Source organism: Nocardiopsis rhodophaea (assembly GCF_039530945.1).
GTDB lineage: Bacteria > Actinomycetota > Actinomycetes > Streptosporangiales > Streptosporangiaceae > Nocardiopsis_C > Nocardiopsis_C rhodophaea.
On the sequence record NZ_BAAAPC010000032.1, the window covers coordinates 26981 to 49014 of the forward strand.

At 69.4% G+C, this 22034-nt stretch carries 19 protein-coding genes, 1 tRNA gene and 1 CRISPR repeat array (1 of these 21 cut by a window edge); of the genes, 11 read left to right on the forward strand and 9 right to left on the reverse strand.

Translation table 11 applies throughout. The features are described from left to right. Positions 1–66: direct repeats of the CRISPR family, unit length 28 nt (it extends 328 nt beyond the left edge of the window). Between the two features lie 67 nt (positions 67–133). The 5 genes from ABD259_RS24640 to ABD259_RS24660 all read right to left on the reverse strand — a co-directional run bounded on the left by ABD259_RS24640 (position 134) and on the right by ABD259_RS24660 (position 7248). Next, positions 134–1117, reverse strand: coding sequence for a PadR family transcriptional regulator (locus tag ABD259_RS24640; RefSeq protein ID WP_344101439.1), 984 nt, complete (start codon positions 1115–1117; stop codon positions 134–136). Continuing rightward, positions 1114–1968 (reverse strand): DUF4097 family beta strand repeat-containing protein, encoded by an 855-nt coding sequence (locus ABD259_RS24645; RefSeq protein ID WP_344101437.1) that lies wholly within the window; start codon positions 1966–1968, stop codon positions 1114–1116. Before ABD259_RS24645 ends, ABD259_RS24640 begins: the two co-directional genes overlap by 4 nt. 307 nt (positions 1969–2275) lie before the next feature. Next, positions 2276–2455 carry a DUF6104 family protein gene (locus ABD259_RS24650; protein ID WP_344101435.1) on the reverse strand — a complete coding sequence of 60 codons (180 nt, stop codon included), beginning with the start codon at positions 2453–2455 and terminating at the stop codon, positions 2276–2278. A gap of 14 nt (positions 2456–2469) precedes the next feature. Then, positions 2470–6132 carry a multifunctional oxoglutarate decarboxylase/oxoglutarate dehydrogenase thiamine pyrophosphate-binding subunit/dihydrolipoyllysine-residue succinyltransferase subunit gene (locus ABD259_RS24655; protein WP_344165570.1) on the reverse strand — a complete coding sequence of 1221 codons (3663 nt, stop codon included), beginning with the start codon at positions 6130–6132 and terminating at the stop codon, positions 2470–2472. Positions 6133–6684: 552 nt separating this feature from the next. Further along, positions 6685–7248, reverse strand: coding sequence for a pyridoxamine 5'-phosphate oxidase family protein (locus ABD259_RS24660; protein ID WP_425573572.1), 564 nt, complete (start codon positions 7246–7248; stop codon positions 6685–6687). 241 nt (positions 7249–7489) lie between these two features. Between ABD259_RS24660 and ABD259_RS24665 the strand changes: the two genes are divergently transcribed. From ABD259_RS24665 to ABD259_RS24695, 7 genes are all read left to right on the forward strand, one after another. Continuing rightward, positions 7490–8359 carry an SDR family NAD(P)-dependent oxidoreductase gene (locus ABD259_RS24665; RefSeq protein WP_344165576.1) on the forward strand — a complete coding sequence of 290 codons (870 nt, stop codon included), beginning with the start codon at positions 7490–7492 and terminating at the stop codon, positions 8357–8359. A 229-nt stretch (positions 8360–8588) separates the two neighbouring features. After that, positions 8589–8978 (forward strand): BlaI/MecI/CopY family transcriptional regulator, encoded by a 390-nt coding sequence (locus tag ABD259_RS24670; protein ID WP_344101427.1) that lies wholly within the window; start codon positions 8589–8591, stop codon positions 8976–8978. Between the two features lie 124 nt (positions 8979–9102). Further along, positions 9103–10275, forward strand: a complete 1173-nt coding sequence (locus ABD259_RS24675) for a pyridoxal phosphate-dependent aminotransferase (RefSeq protein ID WP_344101425.1) — start codon at positions 9103–9105, stop codon at positions 10273–10275. A gap of 207 nt (positions 10276–10482) precedes the next feature. After that, positions 10483–11103 (forward strand): class I SAM-dependent methyltransferase, encoded by a 621-nt coding sequence (locus tag ABD259_RS24680; protein WP_344101790.1) that lies wholly within the window; start codon positions 10483–10485, stop codon positions 11101–11103. 173 nt (positions 11104–11276) lie between these two features. Next, positions 11277–12608 (forward strand): M16 family metallopeptidase, encoded by a 1332-nt coding sequence (locus tag ABD259_RS24685; RefSeq protein WP_344101423.1) that lies wholly within the window; start codon positions 11277–11279, stop codon positions 12606–12608. A gap of 100 nt (positions 12609–12708) precedes the next feature. Next, positions 12709–14055, forward strand: coding sequence for a M16 family metallopeptidase (locus tag ABD259_RS24690; RefSeq protein ID WP_344101421.1), 1347 nt, complete (start codon positions 12709–12711; stop codon positions 14053–14055). Positions 14056–14355: 300 nt separating this feature from the next. Then, on the forward strand, positions 14356–15579 hold the full coding sequence (locus tag ABD259_RS24695) for a serine/threonine-protein kinase (RefSeq protein WP_412759365.1): 1224 nt from the start codon (positions 14356–14358) through the stop codon (positions 15577–15579). Between the two features lie 63 nt (positions 15580–15642). Here the strand turns inward: ABD259_RS24695 and ABD259_RS24700 are convergent. Beyond that, positions 15643–15716 (reverse strand) — tRNA-Leu (locus tag ABD259_RS24700). 319 nt (positions 15717–16035) lie between these two features. Continuing rightward, on the reverse strand, positions 16036–16521 hold the full coding sequence (gene bcp / locus ABD259_RS24705) for a thioredoxin-dependent thiol peroxidase (protein ID WP_344101417.1): 486 nt from the start codon (positions 16519–16521) through the stop codon (positions 16036–16038). Between the two features lie 405 nt (positions 16522–16926). On the opposite strand from bcp, the gene ABD259_RS24710 reads away from it, so the two are divergent. Next, entirely contained in the window at positions 16927–18003 is a 1077-nt protein-coding gene (locus ABD259_RS24710) for a CDP-alcohol phosphatidyltransferase family protein (RefSeq protein WP_344101415.1), read from the forward strand. Positions 18004–18020: 17 nt separating this feature from the next. After that, positions 18021–18422 (forward strand): DUF3618 domain-containing protein, encoded by a 402-nt coding sequence (locus ABD259_RS24715; protein ID WP_344101413.1) that lies wholly within the window; start codon positions 18021–18023, stop codon positions 18420–18422. 155 nt (positions 18423–18577) lie between these two features. Here the strand turns inward: ABD259_RS24715 and ABD259_RS24720 are convergent, their stop codons facing one another. Then, positions 18578–19864 (reverse strand): amino acid deaminase/aldolase, encoded by a 1287-nt coding sequence (locus ABD259_RS24720; RefSeq protein ID WP_344165579.1) that lies wholly within the window; start codon positions 19862–19864, stop codon positions 18578–18580. A 148-nt stretch (positions 19865–20012) separates the two neighbouring features. Here ABD259_RS24720 and purU point away from each other — a divergent pair, with 148 nt between their 5' ends. Beyond that, positions 20013–20882 carry a formyltetrahydrofolate deformylase gene (gene purU / locus ABD259_RS24725; RefSeq protein ID WP_344101409.1) on the forward strand — a complete coding sequence of 290 codons (870 nt, stop codon included), beginning with the start codon at positions 20013–20015 and terminating at the stop codon, positions 20880–20882. Between the two features lie 194 nt (positions 20883–21076). Further along, the gene (locus tag ABD259_RS24730; RefSeq protein WP_412759357.1) at positions 21077–21418 is read left to right on the forward strand and encodes a hypothetical protein; all 342 of its coding nucleotides are present in this window, start codon (positions 21077–21079) and stop codon (positions 21416–21418) included. Positions 21419–21631: 213 nt separating this feature from the next. Here the strand turns inward: ABD259_RS24730 and ABD259_RS24735 are convergent, their stop codons facing one another. Continuing rightward, a complete protein-coding gene (locus ABD259_RS24735; RefSeq protein ID WP_344165581.1) occupies positions 21632–21988 on the reverse strand; it encodes an HAD hydrolase-like protein in 357 nt (118 codons plus the stop codon). Positions 21989–22034: the final 46 nt, after the last annotated feature.

Below are 22034 nucleotides of genomic sequence, written 5' to 3' on the forward strand. Positions count from 1 at the left end.
GGACCTGGGGCTGGACCTCACTCACAGCACTCCTGACCCTGCTCCCCGCACCCGCGGGGATGGAGCCTTTGCGGTACGAATGCCGAGAGGCGCCGCCCAAGGGCGGCGCCTCTCTGGTGACTGGCTGGGTGGGTCAGCTCTTGGGCTGGTCCCCGTTGGTGTTTGGTGGTTGGTCTTCCTCTGCTACAGCGGTGCTCCAGGGGTCGCCGCTGGGTGGGGTGGAGGACTGCTTGGAACCGTCACCCTGAGGGTCTCCAGAGGGCTTGGTACTCTCCTTCGGCTCGGACTGGGTGGTGTCCGTGGCTGAGGTGGTGCCCCGGGCCTCGTCTTCCTTCTCGTGCTCGTGGCGGGAGCCCGGAGGGCCCCAGGTGGAGACGTCGCGGCGGATGACCTCGATCGTGTCGTCGAGGATGCGGCGCAGGTCTTGGGCCGCTGATTCCCCGACGTGTCCGGCCTCGCGGACGACGTCGCGGACGCGGTCGCTGAAGTCGTGCAGGGCCCGCTCGAATTCGAGTGGTTCTCCCTGGCGTCCCTGCTTGCCCCAGCCACTGCCCCAGGAGCCGATGTTCTCGGCGAACCTTTGCCAGTCGCGGTCCCACCAGTTGCCGTTGCGGCCCGTGCGTTCGCGGTCCTCGGACGTGTCCGTGTCCTGCGCGCTGCTGGTCGTGGACGCGCGCTCCTGCTCCTGCTCGCGGTCTTCCTGCTGCTCCCTCTCCGGGCGGGCGGAGCGGCGTCCGCCACCGGCCGCGAACTTCAATTCTTCGCGGAGTGAGCTGATGGTGTCGCGCACGTCCTCCCTCACCGCGCGGGCGACGTCGCGAACCGATTCGGTGAGCTCGCGTTCCAGGTCGTCGAGGTCGGTGCTGCGGCTCCGCAGTTCCTCGCGCCCCTTGTCGGTGAGGCGGTAGACCTTGCGGCCGTTGACCTCCTCGTGGGTGACCAGCCCTTCCTCCTCCAGGCGGGCCAGGCGCGGGTAGATCGTGCCGGGGGAGGGTGAGTACACGCCGAGGAAGCGGTCGCGCAGCAGGCTGATGATCTCGTAGCCGTGGCGAGGGCTCTCGTCCAGGAGCTTCAGCAGGTACAGGCGGAGCCGCCCGTGGCCGAAGATGGTGCTCATGCGTTCCCCCTGGGGATCTCGGCGGGAGCGTCGGGCTCGCGGCGGAGGAGTGAGACCGCTCCCGAAACGGTCGTGGTGGTGATGGTGGCGGGGTCCACCCCGACACCGATCTTGCCGGACATGTTGCGGCGACCGCGGAGTTCGCGCCGATCCAGGGTGAAGGCCGAGTCCAGCCTTCCCGTGGCCGTTCGGAGCTCGACCCCGGCGGAGGTCTCCGCCGGGACGCGCAGCGCGACCTCGCCCGAGATCGACGCCAGTCGGACGCGGGCCGATGGGGCCAGGTCGATGTCGCCGAGGAGTTGTCCCGAGGCCGTCTTCCCGGAGAAGTCGGAGAGACGTCCCCCGGCGACGGCGACCTGCCCGCTCACGCTGTTGAAGTGCAGGCTGCCCGCCAGGTCGCGGGCGGCCAGGTTGCCGGAGACGGTGTTGACCTCCACCTCGCCGCCTAGGCCGTCGAGCGTGACGTCACCGGAAGCGGTGCGCAGCTGCGTCTTTCCGGTCAGACCGGCGGCCACGATCGGTGCCGAGAGGGTAGTGACCTCCACCGGGCAGTCATGGGGTACGCGAAGGCCGATGGTGGCGGACCGGCGCCCCACGTCCTTGTAGCTGGAGAGCTGGACCGGGCGCAGGCGGTCGAGCAGGCCGGTGCCGGTGAGGTCCTCGTAGGTGATGGTGAGGATGCCCGCGTCCTGGGTGGCGAGGACGGGCTCGCCGACGATGTCGGACACCTCGAAGGTGGCGGGGTCGGTGGTCGGCAGGATATTGACGTGCCCGCCGATGATGCGGATGCGCAGTGCGACGATCCCATCGAGGACCCGCGTCATCGGCTGGTCGATGGTCCATCGAGCCATCGCGAAACCTTTCGACTCGAAGAGCTGGTGGCAATCACGATATGTCGCGTCTCGCCGGACTTCAAGATATGTCGCGACGAATCAGGGGTGTGTCAGGGGGAACCCCGACATCGTCCCAGAGAGGACAGGGAGGCCTCAGAGGCGGGCAGAGCAACCGCTGACCAGCAGCATCAACCGAAGGAAGGGATCGTGTCTCCGCGTCCGCACCCGCCCTTGAACACGCGAAGGGGCCTCGGCCGAAATCGGCCGAGGCCCCGTGATCCATCGTCGGATCACTGACTCACCGAGTCACCGACGTCGCCGGTGCTCACTCGTCATCGTCGTCGTCCAGCCGTGCCAACCATGTGGCCAGCCGGTCGACAGCGGTCTCGAACTCCGGGTTGAGATCGGTGAACGTGCGCAGCTGGTCGGCGACCCACGCCAAGGAGACCTCCTCCTCGCCGCGGCGCCTCTCCAGCTCCTCGATTCCGCGATCCGTGTAGTACATCCTCGCGGTCCGCCCTAGTCCGTCGGCGGGAACACGGTGTTGACCAGCGCCTGCTGCTCCACCTCGTGCCGCTTGGCGGACCCGGCGGCCGGGGAGGAGCCGGCCGGACGCGACACCCGGGTGAAGGGGCGGTCCAGCTGCTCGGAGAAGACCAGCGCGACAAACGGCCACGGGCCCATGTTCGCCGGCTCCTCCTGCACCCACAGCACCTCGCCCGCGTTCGGGAAGGCGGCCAGCTGCTGCCGGATCTCCTCGATCGGCAGCGGGTACAGCCGCTCCACCCGGATCAGGGCGGTGTGCGTGTCGCCGGTGCGCCTCCGGGCCGCGTCCAGGTCGTAGTACACCTTGCCGGAGCACAGCACCACGCGCCGGACGTCCTTCGGGTTGAGACCGGAGTTGTCCGGGATCAGCGGCTGGAAGGAGGTCTCCCCGGTGAAGTCCGCCACCGCCGACGTCGCGGCCTTGTTCCGCAGCATCGACTTGGGCGTGAACACCACCATCGGGCGACGGTACGGCGACTTGACCTGCCAGCGCAGCAGGTGGAAGTAGTTCGCCGGGGTCGTGGGCATGGCCACGGTCATGTTCTCCTGGGCGCACAGCTGCAGGAAGCGCTCGATGCGCGCCGAGGAGTGGTCCGGGCCCTGGCCCTCGTAGCCGTGCGGCAGCAGCAGGACGACGCTGGAGCGCTGCCCCCACTTCTGCTCGCTGGCGCTGATGTACTCGTCGATGATGCTCTGCGCACCGTTGACGAAGTCGCCGAACTGCGCCTCCCACGCCACCAGGGCGTCGGGCCGCACGACCGAGTAGCCGTACTCGAAGCCCAGCGCCGCGTACTCGCTCAGCAGAGAGTCGTGCGTGTAGAACTTCGACGTGCCCTTGTCGAACCGCTTCAGCGGGGTGTGCACCTCACCGGTGTTGCGGTCGACGAGGGCGGCGTGCCGCTGGCCGAACGTCCCGCGGCGGCTGTCCTGGCCGACCAGCCGGACGGGGTGCTCCTCCAGCAGCAGCGAGCCGAACGCCAGCATCTCGCCGGTCGCCCAGTCGATGGCGTCGTCCTCGACCATCTGCGCCCGGCGCGCCAGCTGCGGCTGCAGCCGCGGATGCGGGGTGAAGCCCTCGGGCAGGCTCACCTGCGTCTCGATGATCTGCTTGACGGCGTCGTCGCTGGTCGCGGTCGTGACGGCGGTGTGGTCGATCCGGCCCTCGTCGAACACCTCGGGCTTGATGACCGCCCCCGGCTCGATCGGCTTCTTGTCCGCCTCACGCGTCTCGGCGAAGGCGCGCTCCAGCTCGTGCTGGTAGTCGCGCAGGGCCGCCTCGGCATCCTCCACGGAGATGTCGCCGCGGCCGATCAGGGCCTCGGTGTACAGCTTCCGCGTGGACCGCTTGGCGTCGATGATGTTGTACATCAGCGGCTGCGTGAAGTGCGGGTTGTCCGACTCGTTGTGGCCGCGGCGGCGGTAGCAGACGAGGTCGATGACGACGTCCTTGTTGAACGCCTGCCGGTAGGCGAACGCGAGGTGCGCCACCCGCACGACCGCCTCGGGGTCGTCCCCGTTGACGTGCAGGATCGGCGCCTGCACCATCCGCGCGACGTCGGTCGCGTACACGCTGGAGCGGCTGTCCGTCGGGGACGTGGTGAACCCGACCTGGTTGTTCACGATGACGTGCACGGTGCCGCCGGTGCGGTAGCCGCGCAGCTGCGACAGGTTGAGGGTCTCGGCCACGACGCCCTGGCCCGCGAACGCCGCGTCGCCGTGGATCAGCAGCGGCAGCACGGTGAAGCCGTGCGGACCCTTGTCGATGATGTCCTGCTTGGCGCGGACGATGCCCTCGGCGACAGGGTTGACCGTCTCCAGGTGGCTGGGGTTAGCGGCCAGCGAGATCGCGATCTTCTCGCCGTCGGGGGTCTCGAATGTGCCCTCGGTGCCCAGGTGGTACTTGACGTCCCCGGAGCCGTGGGCACTGCGCGGGTCCATGTTGCCCTCGAACTCGCCGAAGATCTGGGCGTAGGACTTGCCGCAGATGTTGGCGAGGACGTTGAGGCGGCCGCGGTGCGCCATACCGATGACGACCTCGTCCAGCTCGGACTTGGCGGCCCGCGAGATGACGCCGTCGAGCAGCGGGATCAGCGACTCGCCGCCTTCGAGCGAGAACCGCTTCTGCCCGACGTACTTCGTCTGCAGGAAGGTCTCGAACGCCTCGGCGCTGTTGAGCCGGCGCAGGATGTGCAGCTGCTCGTCGCGGCTGAGCTTCTCGTGCTCACGCTCGACGTGCGACTGGATCCACTCCCGCTCCTCCGGGCTCTGGATGTGCATGTACTCGATGCCGACCGTGCGGCAGTAGGTGTCGCGCAGCACACCGAGCACGTCGCGCAGCTTCATGACCTGCTTGCCGCCGAAGCCCCCGGTCGGGAACGTGCGCTCCAGGTCCCACAGCGTCAGGCCGTGCTGGAGGACGTCGAGGTCGGGGTGGCGGCGCTGCTTGTACTCCAGCGGGTCGGTGTCGGCCATGAGGTGGCCGCGGACCCGGTAGGCGTGGATGAGCTCCTGGACCCGGCTGGCCTTGTCGAGCTGGTTGGTCGGGTCGACCGAGATGTCCTGTACCCAGCGCACCGGCTCGTAGGGCAGGCGCAGGGACTTGAAGATCTCGTCGTAGAAGCCGTCCTCGCCCAGCAGGAGCTGGTGGATCCGGCGCAGGAACTCGCCCGACTGGGCGCCCTGGATGATGCGGTGGTCGTAGGTGGACGTCAGCGTCATGACCTTGCTGACGGCCAGGTCGTTCAGGGTCTCCTCGGACATGCCCTGGAACTCGGCGGGGTACTCCATGGAGCCGACGCCGAGGATGACGCCCTGGCCCGGCATGAGGCGCGGCACGGAGTGGACGGTGCCGATGCCGCCGGGGTTGGTCAGGCTGATCGTGGTGCCCTGGAAGTCCGGCACGCCCAGCTTGTTGTTGCGGGCCTTGCGGACCAGGTCCTCGTAGCCGCTCCAGAACTCCTTGAAGTCCATCTCGTCGGCGCGCTTGATGCTGGGCACGACGAGCTGGCGCGAGCCATCGGGCTTCTGCAGGTCGATGGCGAGGCCGAAGTTGACGTGCTCGGGCTTAGCGACGCCCGGCTTGCCGTCGACCTCGGCGTAGGAGTAGTTCATCTCCGGCATCGACTTCAGCGCCTTCACCATGGCGTAGCCGATGAGGTGGGTGAAGGAGACCTTCCCGCCCCGGGCGCGCCGCAGGTGGTTGTTGATGACGATGCGGTTGTCGAAGAGCAGCTTCACCGGCACGGCGCGCACGCTGGTGGCCGTCGGCAGGGCGAGGCTGGACTCCATGTTGGTGGCGGTGCGGGCCGGTGCGCCGCGCAGTCGCTCTTCGGTGACCTTCAGCGCGTCGTCCGCGGGACCGGACTCGCCGGTCGGGGTCGATGCTGCCGACTTCTTGGGTGCGGCGGCCGGCTTATCGGCGGCACCGGAGGTCGGAGTGGCAGGCGTGGCTGTGGCGGCCGGCTTGGCACCGGTCGCGCCGTCGGCCTTGGTGGTGCCCGCCTTGTAATCGGCGAAGAAGTTCCACCAAGCCTTGTCAACCGAGTTCGGGTCGTGGAGGTACTTCTGGTAGAGCTCCTCGACCAGCCACTCATTAGGGCCGAAATCTGTCAGGGGTTGAGACGCCTCAGACGACACGGCGGAGATCGCCCTCTTCCGCAGCTCGCTTGTGAATGTGTATATGAAGAGATGGCTGCTACGCAGGCGGGCTCAACGTGCGGCGGCGTCCACATGGCCACCTGGACACTCGCCCGGCCAGCAATCTCGTCTTACAGGCTACTTGTCCGGGCATGAAGATGTAGCCCCCTGGCCGCGTGAGGACTGGGATATACCTAACAATCGTTCACATGGCCGTGGGCTACGCGTAACTTTCCCGTGGCCCTGGTGTGACGTTATTCCTGGTGGTGAGCGTGCGGGTGGGTGCGTCCCGGCGCGGGGCGAGGGCATCCGCCGTGCCGGTTCCCGGTCACCATGCCCACTTCCGGCCGTGTCCAACCGCGGCGATCTTCTCCGATCGCGGTGGAACCGGACCGCCGGGGCCAACGTCTCACGAAATGTGCGCGGTCGGGCAGGACGGCCGCGTCCGCGGTCGGCGGGCTTGGGCCTCGGTGATGATCACCCCCATGCTCGCCGGGCGCGGACGCGGGCTCGACCGCGCACAGTTGTCTTCGGGCCCCTTTCAGGGGGCCGTCAGAGCTTGCGGTGATCCCAACTCACGACCCGGTCGACGTCCAGGAACACGGCCGCGCGCTTGCGGCCGGCCCTGGCCAGTTGCTCCTGGGCCTCCGGGGTACGCAGCTCCTCCGGGGAGGCGCCCGTCATAACGGCGGTGACGTCGGTGCCCACCCGCATCACCGTCTCGGGGTCGTCGGTCACTTCGGCGGTGCCGTAGAGGGCGACCCCGCGCAGCTCCGCGTAGTCCTCGCCGGTTTCGACCAGGCAGGTCATCCGCTTGTCGCGGCGCAGGTTCACGGTTTTCTGCGCCGTGGCGTAGGTCCAGAAGGCCAAGCGGCCGTCCACCATCGCGTAGAAAAGGGTCGACAGGTGCGGTTCGCCGTGCCGCCCCACGGTCGCCACCTGCACCTTGCGGTGGGTGGCGAGGAAGTCGGTGACCTCGGTCTCGGTCATGCGGATCTGCGCGCGGCGGTTTCCCGAACCGTGTCCCGTCGTGCCACTCGTCGGGGCGGCCTGGTCTGCGCGGCTCGAATCCGCCCCCTCATCAGCGGTGTTTTTCTGAACTGGCATGTCCGGCATCCCAACTCCTCGTCCGGGGTGATGTGGTGGGGCGCGCGGGAGGCGACTCCCGGGAAACACCGGCACCGCGCCCACAACCCGTATCCCCGGCCCGCAGCCCGTATTCTGACCGCCGCCAGGACCGCGGCACAAGCCTGTGCCGACGGGGAATAACGCCTACCGGCACGATCGAGCACCGGCATCCGCGCCCAGGCAGCGCGGAGCCAGGGAACCAGCCCACAGCTCGGAAGGAACAGCAAACATGACGGATCTGCGGCTCGACGGGCGCGTCGCCGTCGTCACCGGAGCCGGGCGCGGGCTCGGCCGCTCACACGCCCTCGGCCTGGCGGCGCGCGGTGCCCGACTCGTCGTCAACGACGCCGACGGCGAGGCCGCCGCCCGGGTCGCGGGGGAGATCCGCGACAACGGCGGACATGCGGTCGACGACGACGGCGACATCTCCACCGAGGAGGGCGCGGACACCCTGGTCGACACCGCCATCGAGGCGTACGGGCGGACCGACATCGTCGTGAACAACGCGGGGATGCTGCGCGACCGCGCGTTTAGGAACATCACCGTGGCCGAGTGGGACGCCGTGGTGGGCGTTCACCTGCGCGGCACCTTCCTCGTCTCCCGCGCCGCTTTCGGGCCCATGCGGGAGAACGGCTACGGTCGCATCATCACCACCACTTCGCCCTCCGGCCTCTTCGGCAACTTCGGGCAGACCAACTACGCCGCCGCCAATATGGGCGTCGTCGGGCTGACCAAGACGCTGGCCATCGAGGGCGCCGAATACGACATCACGGCCAACGCCATCGCCCCCGTCGCCTACACCCGGCTGACCGAAGACCTCGTCCCGTCCTCGGCCCGCGAGACGCTGGCCCCCGGGCGCGTCACCCCCCTCGTTCTGTGGCTCGTGCACGAGGACTGCGAGACCACCGGCGAGATCTACTCGGTCGGGGGTGGACGGGTCGCCCGTGTGTTCGTCGCCGAGGGACCCGGGGCCGCCCCGCCCGACAACAGCCCCGAGGCGCTGCGCGACTGCTGGCCCGACGTCAACGCCGAACGCCCCTACGTCGTCCCGCGCAACCTCGCCGAGCACGCGGGGGAGTACCTCACGGGGCTCGCCTGAGCCCGAAGTGCCGCGTGGGCGAACGGTTCACCGGAGCGGTCCAGGCGGAGAAAAGGGGGCACACCGCGGAATCGGCGGTTGATGATGGTGGAATCGGCAGTTTCTGCCCGTTCGGTGTGGACAAATCAGCCGCCATCCCCCGGTCATGGATGCGGATCCGTTCCCTGCGTCCGGTTTTGCCCCGGCGCCCGGCCCCCGCTTTTAGCATGTCGGAACGGAGGTGGGGCGGGTGAAGGGTTTCGGGGAGCTCGAAGCCGCGATCATGGACGCGCTCTGGCGGGCCGACGGCCCACTCGTGGTCCGGGAGGTCCGCGAGGCGATGATCTACGACCGCGACGTCGCCTATACAACGGTCATGACGGTGACCAACATCCTCTACCACAAGGGGCTTTTGCACCGCGAGAAGGCCGGTCGCGCCTGGCTTTACTGGCCGCGGGAGACCCGCGAGGAGCACACCGCGCGCGTCATGTCCGAGATCTTCAGCGGCTGCGGGGACCCGGGAACCACCATGCTTCGCTTCGTCGAGAGCTTCTCCGACGAGGAGATGGCGCGCCTCAACGACGTACTCCGCGAGGTGCGCGCGCGCCGCACCGCGCAGGCCCGCAGCCTCATGGACTGACCGGCCCGGACAGGACCAGCGGGGCCGGCCGCCGGGCGGAACGCAAGGGCCGCCGGCGACGCGCTCCCAGCGGCGCACCACCGGCGCAGTGACGCCGGCCACGCGCGGTCCTATGCTCCTGTGCGTGGACGAACCTCTTGTGGAACGCATGCGACCGTTCGGCGAAACGATCTTCGCCGAGATGACCCGCCTGGCCGTCGAGACCGACTCCGTCAACCTCGGCCAGGGCTTTCCCGACACCGACGGCCCGCGATCCCTGATCGACACCGCCGCCCGGCACATTCAGGACGGCGTCAACCAGTACCCGCCCGGCCTCGGCCGCCCCGAACTCCGGCGCGCCGTCGCCGCCGACCGCTTCCGCCGCCTCGGCCTCGACTACGACCCCGAGACCGAGGTCTACATCACCGTCGGCGCCACCGCCGGAATCGCCGCGGGCGTCCTCGGCCTGGTGGAACCCGGCGACGAAGTCGTGCTCTTCGAGCCGATGTACGACTCCTACGCCGCCGTCATCGCCATGGCCGGTGGCGTACGCCGCCCCGTCACCCTGCGCCCCGGCCCCGACGGGCGGTTCACCTTCGACCCCGGCGAACTGCGCGCCGCCTTCGGCCCCCGCACCCGCATGATCATCGTGAACACCCCGCACAACCCCACGGGCACCGTGTTCACCCGCGAGGAGCTGGGCGTCATCGCCGACCTGTGCGCCGAACACGATGTCATCGTGCTCACCGACGAGGTCTACGAGCACCTCACCTACGACGGCGCCGAGCACGTGCCGCCCGCGTCCCTGCCCAACATGCGCGAGCGCACCCTGTCGGTCTCCTCGGCGGGCAAGACGTTCTCCGTCACGGCCTGGAAGACCGGGTGGGTGATGGGCCCCGCCGCGCTCGTCCGCGCGGCGCGTACCGTCAACCAGTTCCTCACCTTCACCGCCAACGGCGCCCTCCAGCTCGCCATCGCCGACGCGCTCAGCGGAGAGGCCGACTGGATCCGCGCCCAGCGCGACGCGCTCCAGGCCAAACGCGACCGGCTCGCCGACGGGTTGCGCCGCGCCGGGTTCGACGTGCAGCGCACCCAGGGCACCTACTTCGTCATGGCTGATATCCGCCCCCTCGGGTACGACGACGGCATCGCCCTGGCCCGGTCCCTGCCCCGCACCGCCGGTGTGGCGGCGGTCCCCGCCCAGGTCCTCTACGACGACCAGGACGCCGGGCGGCACCTCGTCCGCTTCGCCTTCTGCAAGCGCGACGAGGTCCTCGACGAGGCCGTCGACCGGCTCACCCGCGCCTTCGCCGGGTAACCCTGTCCTCTCCGTTGATCTCGGCGATATCGACCGAATCACGGCGGCCATTCGGTCGATATCGCCGAGATCAACGGAAGGGGCCGGGCCTCGCGGCACGTCGCGCTGCGACTAACGTGCTCGGCGGGACTGCGTCCGGCCCCGACCCGGAACGGCCGCCCGCCGAGAACGCCGATCACCGAAAGAAAGGCCACCGTGACCACGACGATGCCCGCTGACCTGCTGCGCGTGGCCGAGCAGGCGAAGGGCTTCATGCCCTCCGACGAGGGCACGGCCCTGTACGAGACCGCGCTGGCCTACGCACCGCTGGGACCCGTCCTGGAGATCGGCACCTACTGCGGCAAGTCCACCGTGTTCCTCGGCGCGGCCGCCCGCCGGGCCGACGGCACCGTCATCACCGTCGACCACCACCACGGCTCCGAGGAACACCAGGTGGGCTGGGAGTACCACGACCCGGACATGGTCGACCCGGCTACCGGTCGGCTCGACACGCTGCGCGACTTCCGCCGCACCATCGCCGCTGCGGGGCTAGAGGACCGCGTCATCGCCGTCGTCGGCCGCTCCGCCGACGTCGCCCGACTGTGGAACACGCCACTGGGCATGGTCTTCATCGACGGGGGCCACACCGAAGAGGCCGCACAGGCCGACTACGCGGGGTGGAGCCCGCACGTCGTCGTCGGCGGCGCCCTCGTCATCCACGACGTCTTCCCCGACCCCGCCGATGGCGGGCGTCCGCCCTACAACATCTACCGGCGGGCGCTGGACTCCGGTGACTTCACCGAAGAGCGCGCCGTGGGATCACTCCGCGTGCTGCGGCGGGTGCGCTGATCGCCCCGCCTGCACGCCCCTGCGCCCGCGTCCACGGCGCCAGTGGGCGGCGGCAAAAGCCCGGCCCCGCACCACTTTTCTCTCGTGTATGCGTGCGCATGAGGCGCGCTGAGGACATAGGCTCGGTGGGCAGACGAATAGCACGATCGGCGCGGCAAGGGGTGCATGAACTGGTGACGACCAACGGTACGGCGGGACAGATCGGTCGCTTCACACTGGACAACGGGCTGCGCCTGGTGACCGCCCCGGCGGCGACCGGCCAGGTGGCCGCGGTCAATCTCTGGTACGGCGTCGGATCCCGGCACGAGGTCCCCGGCCGGACCGGCTTCGCCCACCTCTTCGAACACCTCATGTTCCAGGGCAGCGGCAACGTCAAGAAGAGCGAGCACTTCGACGCCGTGGAGCGGCTCGGCGGCGACATCAACGCCTCGACCTCCACCGACCGCACCAACTACTACGAGACCGTGCCCGAGCACGCGCTGGACCTCGTCCTGTGGCTGGAGGCCGACCGCCTGGCCACGCTGCGGGACGGTATGACCCAGGAGGTCCTCGACAACCAGCGCGACGTCGTCAAGAACGAGCGCCGCCAGCGCTACGACAACGTTCCCTACGGCACCGCCCTGGAGCGCATCCTGCGGCTGGGCTACCCCGAGGGCCACCCCTACCACCACGCGACCATCGGGTCCATGGAGGACCTCGACGCCGCCGACCTCGACTACGTCCTCTCCTTCCACAAGCGCCACTACGGCCCGGACAACCTCGTCCTCACCGTCGTGAGCAGCCTCGACCCCGAGGACGTTCACGAGCGCGTCAAGCGCTACTTCGGGAGTATCCCCGCTCGCGAGACCGTGGCCGAGGCGCCCGACGCCGCCCTTGAGGGCCCGATCGGCGGCCCTGTCCGCGACCGGGTCGTCGAGACCGTCCCGGCCCCCGCGGTCTTCCTCGGCTTCCGCGTCCCCGCCTACGGCGAGCGCGACTTCGACGTGATGCACCTCGCCTCGGCCGTCCTCGGCCAGGGCCAGGGCAGCCGCCTCTACCGGCGGCTCGTCGTCGAGCGCGGCCTGGCCGCCGACGACGGCGGCAGCGCCGCGGACCTCCTCCCGTTCCGCTACACGCCCAGCCTCATGCTGGTGAACATGATCGCGCGCGAGGGCGTCAGCGGCGACACGCTGGAGGAGGCGATCCTCGAAGAGATCGTCCTGATGACCGAGGAAGGCATCACCGAGGAGGAGCTGGAGCGCGCCCGCGCCGTGTTGGAGCGCGACCACCTGCAGACCGTGGCCCACCCCAGCGGCCTCGCCGACGCTGTCGGCAGCTGCACCATGCTCTTCGACGAGCCCGAACTCGCCTACACCTGGCCGCAGCGCTGGACCGACATCAGCGCTGACGAGGTCGTCGCCGCCGCCAAGCGCCTCCTCGCTCCGGAGAACCGGCTCACCGTGCGCTTCGACCCCGAGGAGGCCCCGGAAGCCACGGCAGCCGCGGGCGCGTCCGCCGGCGCCTGATCCGCCTCCGGTCGCCCGGCCCGTGGGCGGCCCATCCGCAGCCATCCATGTCCGTCCCGGTCAGCGTGCTCAAAGCCGAAGAAAAGAGTCGTTTCCTCTCATGCTGAAGACCCGTCCCGAGCTCGGCGCCGCCCAGCCCTACACCTTCCCCAAGCCGCAGCGACTCCAGGTCGGCGGGGGAAGTGTCATCGCCATCGACGTGCCCGGCCAGTCTTTCGCCGCGATTCGCCTCGTCCAGCCGGCGGGTGGCGCCGCGGAACCCCTCGACCGGATGGGCGTGGCCACCCTCACCGGTGAGGTGCTCGAAGACGGCATCCACGGCAACAGCTCCCTGGCCCCCGCGCTGGAGCGGCACGGCGCCGAATGGGTGTCGCGGGTGAGCTGGGACGCCTTCGTCACCGGCGTGGACGCCCCGGTCAACCGGATCAAAGACGCCACCGCGCTGTTCGCCGAGGCGGTGCGCACCCCCGCGCTGCGCACCGACGATGTCCTGCGCCGCCGCGAGCAGCTGCTGGAGCGGTTCTGGCTGGACGCCTCCCAGCCCTCGACCCTGGCCAGCCGCGCCGTCGGCGGACAGCTGTTCAGCGGCCGGTACGCCACCCCGCTCAACGGCGGTCCGGTGCGCCTCGCCGACGTCACCCCTGAGATCGTCACGGAGTTCCACTCCTCCTCCATCGCCGGTGTCGCCGGGACTCTGGTCGTCGTGGGTGACCTGGCCGATGTCGACCTGGAGGCGCTGGGCCGTACGGTCTTCGGCGACGCGGCCCCGGCGTCGGCGGGACCGGTCACCGCGCCGGAGCGTGCCGGCGGAGAGCTGCCGCGGATCCTGCTGTTGGACCGTCCCGACTCCGTGCAGTCGGCGATCTTCATGGCGCACCACGCGCCGTCCCGCTCCGAGATCGACCTGCCCCGGGCCGAGGGAATGAGCGACGTCCTGGGCGGGATGTTCACCTCACGGCTGAACATGAAGCTGCGCGAGGAGCTCGGCTACACCTACGGCGTCGGCTGCCGGTTCGACCTGCGCCGCGACAGCGGGGTGTTCTGCATCAGCACCCAGGTCGAGGCGCCCACCACCGCCCACTCGATCACGGCGTCGCTGGAGGAGATCGACAAGCTGCGGACGGGTGGCGTCACCGAAACCGAGCTGTCGGCCGTGCGGGAGTCGAACACCGTCGGGCTACCGGTGACCTACTCCACCGCGCGCAGCCTCGCCTACGCCATGGTGGAGATGGTGGTGCACGACCTTCCCGAGGACCACATCGACCGGTTGCGCGCCGGGTTCGAGCGGGTCACTGCCGAGGATCTGCGTCAGGCCGCCGTCGACTACCTGCATCCGGATGAGCTCGTCGCGGTCGTGGTGGGTGACGCCGGGCAGTTGGAGGGGCCGCTGCGCGAGACCGGGTTCGGGCCGGTCGAGGTGCGCGACCCCGAGACACTGTGGACCTGAGCGGAGCTGACGGGTCCCGCTCCGTTTGAGATATCCGCTATGGGCAAGATCAAGTAAAAGAGCGGTAAGTGTTCGCATAAGGGGCTTTTGGGCGAGATAACGATACCGAACCCATGTGAGCCGGATCTTGCAACTACCAGCTTGGACGCCGCTCACAGCTGATATAACGAGTGATCCGACCAGTTACCGACGCGACCGCGACCGGAAGAGCCCGCAGGAGGCCGACGTGGCCCGTGATCAGACTCGCGACTAGCCGTGTCCTCCATAGAGAAGCCCGAAGCAGAGCGGCAGGACCAGCCGCTGGAGTCCGCGCGCCCGAGCACGCTTGAGGCCCGCCGTCATGAGCGTGTCCTCAAGGGGCGGTACCAGCTCCTGGAAGAGGTCGCCCGCGGCGGTGTCGGAACCGTCTGGCGCGCTACCGACCTGGTTCTCGGCCGTGAGGTCGCCGTCAAGGAGCTGCGGCTGCCCACGGACCTGAGCTCCGCGGAACGTGAATCGCTGCTGCAGCGCACGACGCGCGAGGCCCGGGTGGCCGCACGCCTGACCCACCCGGGCGTCGTCACCGTGCTCGACGTCGTGGACGAGGACGATCGCCCGTGGATCGTCATGGAGTTCATCAACGCCCGCACCCTGGACGGCATCATCAGGCTGGTCGGTCCGCTGCCCTACCAGCGCGTGGCCGAGATCGGCCTGCAGCTGATCGAGGCGTTGAAGGTCGCGCACGATGAGGGCATCGTGCACCGCGACGTCAAGCCCGACAACGTGATGATCAGCGAGAGCGGGCGCGTCGTGCTCACCGACTTCGGCCTGGCGGCGTGGACGGGTGAGTCCGCGCTGAGCAGCTCCGGCCGGATCATCGGCTCCCCCTCCTACATCCCGCCGGAGCGCGCGAAGGCGGGGCCGGTGGGGCCGGAGTCGGACCTGTGGTCGCTGGGCGCCACGCTCTACGCGGCGGTCGAGGGGCACCCGCCCTACGACCGCAAGGGCTACATCCGCATCCTGAAGGGCGTGGAGCTGGAGGAGCCGCCCGCGGCGACCAACGCCGGCCCGCTTGCACCGGTGCTGGCCGGGCTGCTGCACGTCAAGCCCGCCGACCGGCTGACCCACGAGAACGCCACCAAGATGCTGCGCATCGCGGCCCTGGCCCCGTGGGCGCCGGAGACCAGTCCGGAGACCGCCAAGAACACGGCCGAGACGGGAGCGCAGCCGGTCATCCCGGCCCAGTCGGAGAACGACCAGAACGAGTCGGCCCGCGACCACTTCATCCAGGGTGCGCAGGCGCTGCGCGACACGCTGCACGAGTCGATGTCGGAGGGGATGTCCCACCTGCAGGAGCGCCTGCAGCGGCACCGGCCCGAGTCGGTGAGCCACATGCTCACCTCAATCCGCGAATCCACCGACACGCTGGGCCTGACCAGCTCGGGTAAGCACCGCACCAGCAACATCCTGCCGGTGGCGGCGGCCGTCATCCTCGGCGTGCTCGTCCTGGTCGCCTTCGTGGTGTGGATGCTGGTGTCGAGGTAGCGCCCGACCATCCGACCAAACGCGAGAGGCGCGGGACATCGTGTCCCGCGCCTCTCGTTCGTGTAGGGCCGGCGGGATTCGAACCCGCACTGGACTGCCCCTAAAACAGTTGCCTCTAACCGTTGGGCTACGGCCCCATAGGCGACCCCGCCCTCGTCGTGTCCGCCGAGCGGCCGAAGGAGTCGTCGGTCTGAGAATGGCAGTTCGGACACAGGAACCGCAAGTTGGCCCGTTCGTGGTCATGCCGGTCACCGTCGAGAGGACTGATGAGCGCTCGTGTGCCCCCGGCCTGAGGCGGGCCGGGACCTCGGCGGGCGCCAGTGGCGGTGGCCGACGCTGCCGCCGACTCCGTCGGAGACACTGATGTGTTCTCGGTCGCCCCGAACACGCGGGCAGAGAGGAGCGGCCGCCCAGGGCGTTCCGGGGCGACCCGTCCTCTACCGGTCCGGGCAGGAGCTAGATTCCCAGCTCGCGCTTGATGCGGTCGACGTGGCCGGTTGCCTTCACGTTGTAGAAGGCCTTCTCGACCTTGCCGTCGGGGTCGATGACCAGGGTGGAGCGGATGACGCCCTGGACGATTTTGCCGTAGTTCTTCTTCTCACCGAACGCGCCGTAGGCGCGCAGGACGTCCTTGTCCGGGTCGCTGAGGAGGGGGAAGGTCAGGCCCTCCTTGTCGCGGAACGCGGCGAGCTTGTCCGTGGTGTCGGGGGAGATACCGAGCACGGTGAGCCCGGCGGCGTCGAAGTCGCGGAAGTTGTCGCGGAAGTCGCAGGCCTGGGTGGTGCAGCCGGGCGTCATGGCCGCCGGGTAGAAGTACAGCACGACCCGCTTGCCCGTGGACTTCAGCAGTTCGCTGAGGGTGACGGGGTTGCCGTCCGCGTCGCTGAGGGTGAAGTCGGGTGCGTCGTCGCCGGGCTGCAGGCGGACGGTTGAGTCGCTCACAGTTCTCCTTGTGTCACGGTGGCTGCTGTCGTGATCAGCCTATTCACGGGTGCTGTCGTCCGCGCCGCCCGTTGTTGGAGGGGAGCGGCACCGGCCCCGGTCCCGCGGGGAAGTGCGGTGGGTGCGGCACGCCCGGGGGCGGGTGGAGGGGCGGCTTCCGGATTCGTCCCATGTGGGGGTGTCAGGGACGCGCTTCGGTTGCGATCCGCACTCGGTTGATCCGCAATGGGTTGATCCTGGTCGGCGATGGCCTATTGTTGTCCGAACTCGTGTATCCGGCGCACCCCCACCAGGGCGGCGTCCTGTACTTAGACTCAGGCGCTACATCCCCCATAGTCTCCGGCGCTGCAGTCGATGCCGCAGGTCCGGAGCACGTCCGCCTCGCGTTTGGGAGTTCAGGCAACGATGGCTGATTTCACTCTGGACGACGTCCGGGAACGCACGTGTCGGGAGCGTGACTCGTGGTGGACCGTGGGGCTGGTCGATCCGGCGGCGATCCGCCTGGTCAGGGTGATCGCCAACCGCACGTCGGTCACGCCGAACCAGGTCACCGTGGCCGCCCTTTTCCTGGGGCTGGGGGCCGCCGCGTGCTTCGCGATCGGCACGTGGAAGTACCTCGTCGTCGGGGCGGTCCTGTACTACCTGTGCTTTCTCCTCGACTGCACGGACGGCAAGCTGGCGCGGCTGACGGACCGGGAGTCGCTGTTCGGCTCGTGGATGGACTACGTGTTCGACCGGTTCCGGGTGCTGATCGCCGCGATCGCGCTCATGGGGGGCCAGTACGTGCTGACCGGGCACGTGGTGTTCGTCTGGCTCGCGCTGGCCGTGGTCTTCCTGGACATGCTGCGCTATCTGAACGCGCTGCAGGTCTACAAGGTGCGCCGCGAGATGCGGTCGCACATCGCCGGGGCGCTGGAGCGCGCGCGAGCGACGCTGTCCATGCTGGAGCCGGAGGAGGCGGCGGGCCAGGGCCGCCCCATGAGCGACCAGGGGGAGCAGGCGGTGTTGCGGCACGGGATCTCGGTCCTGGAGCAGATCCTGCGCACGCAGACGGAGAACGAGGCGCGCTGCGCCCGTGCCAGCGGCAAGCAGCCGGATGTGTCGCTGCCCAAGGTCGACCTGCACCAGGAGTTCCGCAGCCGGTTCCCGTGGTACCAGCGGGCCTGGGATCACCTGCGAGCGCGGCGGATCCGAACGCACCTGGTCAGCGGCATCGAGTTCCAGATGGCGGTGTTCGTGATCGCCCCACTCGTCGGGGTGGTGTCGAGTGCGGCAATCGGGTGGATTACCGTCGTCATGGGCGTTTTGCTACTCGCCTTCGAGATCGCGATCGTCTATAAACTGTGGTTGTCCACGCGGGACTTCTTCCGTGTCGTGGACGGAATCGAAGGCGCGTTGGGTTTCACGCGCTCGTCTGATGACGTGGTCGACGGGACAGAGTCAGCTGCGCCCGCGGAATCAACTCAGACGACCCTGCGGTAGCGGAAGGAAGCGGCTGTATGGAGGATCGCGACCCCGCGGGGGCGCGCCGGGACCCTGCCAGTGTGCAGGCGGAGATCGAGCGCACACAGCAGCGGTTGGCGTGGGCGATCGATGAGATCTCGGACCGGACGAACCCCCGAAACGTGGCGCGCCGGAGCTGGGACCAGGTGCGCCGGACCGGCACGTACCTGGCCGAAGAGGCACGTGCGCTGGTGGCCGGGGGCGGCGCGGTCCGGGTCGAGAGCCATGTGGAGGAGCCGCCCGAGGGCAGCATCCGACTCAAGGGCGACGACGAGGTGGTGTCGACCTACACCACGCGTGGCCAGCTGCCGCCCGAGGTGGTGCTGCTCGGGGTCGGTGTCGGCGTGGTGGTCACCGTCGGTGCGATCGCGATGTGGCGGCGCAAGCGCAAGCGGTAGCGCGGCGGCTCTCAGCGAGAGGACACAGCGCCGCGGTCGGGCCGGGCAGAACCGGACCGGTATCGATGTTCACGGCGGGGGCGCGGGCTGGAAAGCCCGCGCCCCCGCCGCGTTTGTGACGGGTCTCGGCTCGCGGCCACAGGCGCGGACCGAGGTCACAGGAAGGTGCGTCCCTCACCTCGGTAGGTGGGGACGGTCCCGACGACGCGAGAGGCGCCGGCCGCCGCGGTACCGGACCCGTCGGCGGGATCGGTCTCGATGAGGTGCAGCTCGGCGAAGCGTTCGCACAGCTCCCCGGACTTCGCGTGGCGCATCCAGACGCGGTCGCCTATGGAGAGCCGGTCGGCGGCGGCTCCGCGCAGCGGCGTCTGGGTTTCTCCCGGGCCCTCGTTGGGGCTGTAGGCGAGCCCTTCGGGAAGGTAGGGCTGGGGGAGCGCCGCGGCGGTGGCGGGGCCGGAAGCGACGTAGCCCCCGCCGAGGGCGGTCGCGTAGCCGCGGCCGGGGCGGCGCACGATCGGGAGGGCGAAGAAGGCCGCGGGGCGGCCGGTGACGCCGCTGAAGCGGTCGAAGAGGGCCGGCTGGAAGAGCCCGGACCCGGCGCCTATCTCGGTGACGGCGCGTTCGCGGCTGGTCAGGTGGGCGCTGCCGGTGCCTCCCCCGTTGACGAAGCGGATGTCGGCGACGTCGCGGACGGCACCGACGATGGCGGCGCGCCTGCGAGCGAGTTCGATCCGCGACTGGTGCTGGATCCAGCGCATGGCGCGCCCGTAGAGGGGGTTGCCGGGCTGGGTGTCGGCGACGCCGGCGATCTGGGCCTCGTAGGCCATGACGCCATCGAGCAGGAGGTTGGGGCGGCGAGTGACAGCGTGGGCGAGCGCGGCGGCCTGGGCGGGGGTGCGGATGGGTGAGCGGTGGGCGCCGATGCGCAGGCGCGGGCCGAGGGGCTGCCAGCTGGTGTCGACGTCGATGCAGACCTTGATGGGGTGGGCGGGGTCCGGGGCCGCCTGGGTGATGAGGTCAAGGTGGGCGACGTCGTCGACCATGAGCGTGATGGAGCTGGCGGCGCGCGGGTCGGCGGCCAGCCGGGCGATGGCGTGGGTGTCGACGGTGGGGTAGGCGACGAGGATGTCGTCGGTCAGTGGGGCCTCGACGTCCTGAGCGCCTTCCGTGTCGTCGGAGGCGCCGGTGGTGGCCAGCCAGATCGCTTCGGGGAGCGTGAAGGCCAGGACTCCGGCGTATCCGGGGAGGGCGAGGGCCTCCCGCATGAGGTGGCGGCAGCGGATCGACTTGCTGGCCAGGCGGATGGGGACGCCGTTGGTGCGTGCGGCGAGACCGGCGGCGTTCGCGCGGAACGCGGTGAGGTCGACGGCGGCGAAGGGCGGCTCCAGGTGTGCGGTAGCGGTGTCGTAGATGTCGCGGGTTCTGCTTGTGCGGTGAGGCATGCCACAAATTATGAGAGATATTCATGTATTACGCGATGGTTGTCACGTGCGGGTCGCCGTATTCGCCAGCGGGCGGTTCCGTGGGGCGGATAACCTGGAAGATCGTCCCCTGCCAGCAGAACGATGTAGCCCGGGAGAGTTGCGACCCATGAGTGATCGCGAGTACGTACTGACGCTGTCCTGTCCCGACAGCCGGGGCATCGTCGCCGGGGTAGCGAACCTCCTCAACGGGCACGGGTGCAACATCACCGAAAGCCAGCAGTACGGTGACCACTACACCGGGCGGTTCTTCCTGCGCGTGCAGTTCGTCGCCGAGCCCATGGCCGGGGGCGAGGTCGTGGCCGAGGACGTGCTGCGCGGTGACGTCGCGGCGCTGGCCGGGGATTTCGACATGGAGTGGGAGTTGTGGCGGTGCGCGGTGCGCCCGCGCATGCTGGTGATGGTCTCGAAGTTCGGGCACTGCCTGAACGATCTGCTCTACCGGCAGCGCAGCGGACTGCTCGACATCGATATCGCGGCCGTGGTCTCCAACCACCCCGACCTGGAGTTCCTGGCACGCTCCTATGACCTGGACTTCCACCACCTGCCGGTGCGTCGTGAAACCAAGGCCGAGCAGGAGGCGCGGCTACTGGAGCTGGTCAGCTCCTACAACGTCGATCTGGTGGTGCTGGCCCGCTACATGCAGGTGCTCTCCGAGGACCTGTGCGAGAAGTTGCCGGGGAAGATCATCAACATCCACCACTCCTTCCTGCCGAGCTTCAAGGGCGCCCGCCCCTACCACCAGGCGCAGGCCCGCGGCGTGAAGCTGATCGGCGCGACCGCGCACTACGTGACGGCCGATCTGGACGAGGGCCCGATCATCGAGCAGGAGGTCTCGCGGGTCGACCACACCCACACGCCGGAGCAGATGACCGCCATCGGCCGCGACCTGGAGTCGCTGGCGCTGGCCCGAGCGGTCAACTGGCACGCCCAGCGGCGTGTGCTGCTCAACGGCGGTAAGACGGTGGTGTTCCGCTAGGCGCGTTCGGTTCGGGCCACCCCGCACCCGCCACGGCCGACTGCTCAGATTCCGGCTGCCAATGAGCGCGGGGATTCGGTCTCGTCGGGCAGCTTTTCTCAGGGAATCACCGTGATCTTCGGCGGTCGCGGAGTATTCTCATCGATCACACCCAAGATTCTCTACTTCTAGTGATTCTCCAGTTACCATGAGTGATGTGGAGGTTCGATGGGCCGATCGCGGGTGAGGATGCCATGGAGGGCGAGGCGCAGCACGACGTTGCGGCGATCGCTCAGCGGATCGCGGCCACGGCCCGGAGCCTCCCCGACGTCGTCGACCTGTCGGCCGGCGCGTTCCGTACCACGGTCACGCCCGGCCCCGAGGGGCGGATCATCGGCGTCGCGGTGCGCCCGAACAGTGTCGAGGTCGGCGTGGTCGTGCGCTACGGGCGCCCGCCGCCGCAGATCGCGGCCGAGATCCGGGAGCAGGTCCGCCCGCTGGCGATGGGCAGGATCGTGCACGTCACCGTCGAGGACGTCGTCGCCGGGGCAGGCTGACCGCGCGGAACGCACGGCCGCCACCTAAGGCGGGCGCTACCGCACCGAAAGAGCGGGAACACAGGCACACAAAGGAGACAGCCAGGCGGATACGGACACACGGCATGAGCGCGTCCGCGGATCGCGCCACGTCGGGTCCGCCGGTGACCGCGGCGTCGGAGGTCTTCGGGGGGAGCCTCCGGCGCCGCTTCTCTGCCCAGCCGCTCCCCGCGCTCAGCCGAGCAGGGCGTCCAGCACGGCCTCAGTGTCGGAGAGGTCGTCGAGAACAGTGTCGGCGCCGAGCGATCGCAGGGTGGCGGCGTCGGTGTCGCCCGTGGCGACCGCGACGATGCGGGCGCCACCCTCCTGGGCGGCCCGGATGTCGTTGGCGTTGTCGCCGACGAGCACCGTGGTCGCGGGGGTGAACTGGACGCCGATCCGCTCGTAGACGCGGCGGCGGGCGATGGACACGAGTTCGGGCCGGTCCATGTGGTCGTCGCCGTAGGCACCTAGGCCCTGTCTGGAGTTCGGACCACCAGTTCGGTAGATCGCCTGCGCGTCGGGGCCCGGCCTTGATAGATCGTCAGTCATGGCGCGAGGCGATCTCACCGACGAGCAGTGGGCCCTGATCGAGCCC